The 2,183-nt window shown below is 66.4% G+C and carries 3 protein-coding genes; 2 read left to right on the forward strand and 1 reads right to left on the reverse strand.

Annotation, left to right across the window (positions count from 1 at the left end):
• Positions 1 to 141 precede the first annotated feature (141 nt).
• Entirely contained in the window at positions 142 to 846 is a 705-nt protein-coding gene (locus AC1VAN_RS19535) for a helix-turn-helix domain-containing protein (RefSeq protein ID WP_032975256.1), read from the forward strand.
• An 8-nt stretch (positions 847 to 854) separates the two neighbouring features.
• On the opposite strand, the gene AC1VAN_RS19540 is transcribed toward AC1VAN_RS19535, so the two are convergent.
• A complete protein-coding gene (locus tag AC1VAN_RS19540) occupies positions 855 to 1,733 on the reverse strand; it encodes a sterol desaturase family protein (protein ID WP_442252206.1) in 879 nt (292 codons plus the stop codon).
• 178 nt (positions 1,734 to 1,911) lie between these two features.
• On the opposite strand from AC1VAN_RS19540, the gene AC1VAN_RS19545 reads away from it, so the two are divergent.
• On the forward strand, positions 1,912 to 2,183 hold a 272-nt coding region (locus tag AC1VAN_RS19545), incomplete at its 3' end, for a LysR family transcriptional regulator (protein ID WP_480986509.1).

Here is a 2,183-nt window from a genome sequence, read left to right on the forward strand (position 1 = left end):
GAGGCTCGGTCGCGCCATCCATGGCGCTCACGCCCCCGCAACCGGACCCACCCCGCCTTCGACAGATTTCCGGCGCGCAGTAGATCCACGCCATGCGTGGATGTTTTTCCCATGAACCTTTGCGGCATACGTCATCCACGCATGGCGTGGATCTACAATTCCTCCATGTCCTCCCCCGCTCTACCCTGGAATGGCACCCTGCTGTTGGATGCACACGTGGCCGTGCTGCAGGGCCACGCCGGTGACAGCGCCGCGCATGCGCACTACGCCCATCAGCTGCTGCTGAGCGACGGCGTCCCTTGGCAGGTCGAGATCGATGGCGTGCAGCAGCAGGGCCAACGGCTGTGGCTGCGCTCCTTCCAATCGCACGCGATCCTGTCGGCGCCCGCTGACGGCTGCACGGTGTTCCTCGAACCGGCACATGCCGACCTCGAACAGATCCAGCAGCATCTGCAGTCGTTGCCCGGCAATGCCGCGCAGCTGCACGAGTGGCTGCCGCGACTGAGCCGCCCACAGCCCCTGGACCGCCGCGTGCAGGCGGCGCTGGCCCGCATCACCCAGCACCTGCCCGGCCCGGTGCCAGCCGCCGATATCGCCGAGGCCGCGCATCTGTCGACCAGCCAGCTGCATCGGCGCTTCCAGTCCGAGCTGGCAGTGACCCTGCGCGGTTGGGTGCTGTGGCAACGGCTGCGCAGTGCGCTGGCGCATCATCTGCGCGGGCACAGCCTGACCGACAGCGCGCATGCTGCCGGTTTCGCCGATCTGCCCCACCTCTCGCGCAGCCTGCGCCGCATGTTCGGCATCGGTGCCGCGCAACTGCAGGGCCTGCAGCTGCACGCGGCCTGACGCATCGATCAACCGCGCCTGCGCAGTCCTTCCGGAAGCTCCGGCACCTCGCCATGGGGCAGCGCGCGGAAGGGGGCCAGCAGTTGTGCGGAATACGCCAGCGGATAGTCCGGCTGGCTGCCGATGCCCAGATCACGCTGCCGCAACCGATAGCCCGGTGCATCAAACGCGGTCCCCAGCAGGTGGTCCCACACGGTGAAGAACAAACCGAAATTGACATCACCTGCAGTGCCATAGCGGATGTGGTGGAAGCGGTGCAGCGGTGCCCATGCCATCACCCGGCCCAACACACCCGGGCGCATGTCCACGTTGGAATGCTGCAGCAGCAGCTGGATCGCGATGGCGAACGCCAGCACTGCGGCCACCGGCATCGGCATGCCCAACAGCAGCAGCGGCAGTACGCCGCCCACCGCTTCGGCGGCCTGGTGCAGTGGGTGTTTCATCAAACCATTGAAGCCATACATGCGGATCACGCTGTGATGCACCGCATGCAACCGCCACAACCAGCCGATGCGATGGCTGGCGTAGTGCACCAGGGTGATGCCAAGGTCAGCCGCGATGATCGCCACCAGCACCTGCAGCGCGAATGGCCACTGCGTCGGCCAGACGTGCCAGGGCACGATTGCCGCCAGCATCGGCACCGTGGCGATCGACAGCAGGTTCAGGCTTTCATTGACCAGCGCATGCAGGACGTCGCGCAGGCGGTCACCCTGGTCGTGGTTGAACGCCGGATCGTAAGGCCACAGCCGCTCGGCAGCGAACGACACCGCGATGGCGACAGCCAGCAAGGCAAGCAGCCACAGCGGGTCACCGTGGGAGTGGCCGACCCAGGCGATGGCGGCGGCAACAAAACCCAGCAGGAACAACGGGGCATACAGGCGGAGCATCCAGTGCTTCATGGCTGGCTCTGAACAGTGAGGGGCCTGCATGCTGGCGCGGCATGCGGGCTGCAGGCTTGAACAAACAGCGCAACCCCGCGTCCGCTCACGTTGAATGCCCACCTTGGTGGGCGATCCACGTCTGGCGTGGATCTACAATGTCGACCTCATCGCGGCCTGGACCGGCATGGATTCCTTCACCTTGATGCGCGCCTTCCGCCGCATCGTCGAACGCGGCAGCCTCGCCCGTGCTGCCGAAGACCTGGGCCTGTCGCCAGCCGGGCTGAGCAAGCAGCTGCGCACGCTGGAAACGCATCTGGGCGTAGTGCTGCTGCAGCGGACCACCCGCCGCATGAGCCTGACCGAAACCGGCCATGCCTATTACCGCGAATGCTGCCGCCTGCTCGATGAACTGGACGCGCTGGAGCGCGGCATCGCCGAACAGCGCGGTGAAGTGAG

This window comes from Stenotrophomonas sp. 05L44_2 (genome assembly GCF_056665995.1).

What these genes read in the sequence shown, in the direction of transcription:
- AC1VAN_RS19535 (WP_032975256.1), top strand. Translation starts at nt 142, where the DNA reads ATGGCGTGGATCTACAATTCCTCCATGTCCTCCCCCGCTCTACCCTGG.
- AC1VAN_RS19540 (WP_442252206.1), bottom strand. Translation starts at nt 1,733, where the DNA reads ATGCTCCGCCTGTATGCCCCGTTGTTCCTGCTGGGTTTTGTTGCCGCC.